Origin of the sequence: uncultured Winogradskyella sp., from assembly GCF_947495255.1 — a bacterium.
In the GTDB taxonomy this organism is placed as follows: domain Bacteria; phylum Bacteroidota; class Bacteroidia; order Flavobacteriales; family Flavobacteriaceae; genus Winogradskyella.
Genome location: NZ_CANLYI010000040.1, coordinates 1 through 287 on the forward strand (window position 1 = coordinate 1; position 287 = coordinate 287).

1 pseudogene is annotated in these 287 nt (G+C 41.1%); it reads left to right on the forward strand.

What is annotated here, in order from left to right:
- Positions 1 to 287, forward strand: a pseudogene (locus Q0807_RS18880) (hypothetical protein); the annotation flags it as partial.

A 287-nucleotide genomic window follows, 5' to 3' on the forward strand; every position in this document is an offset into this window, starting at 1 on the left:
CAAGCCAAACTAGTCGCAGAACAAAAAGCTAAAGAAGAAGCTGATGCGCAAGCTAAAATAGTTGCAGAACAAAAAGCTAAAGAGGAAGCTGATGCACAAGCCAAACTAGTCGCAGAACAAAAAGCTAAAGAAGAAGTTGATGCGCAAGCCAAACTAGTCGCAGAACAAAAAGCTAAAGAAGAAGCTGATGCGCAAGCTAAAATAGTTGCAGAACAAAAAGCTAAAGAGGAAGCTGATGCACAAGCCAAACTAGTCGCAGAACAAAAAGCTAAAGAAGAAGCTGATGC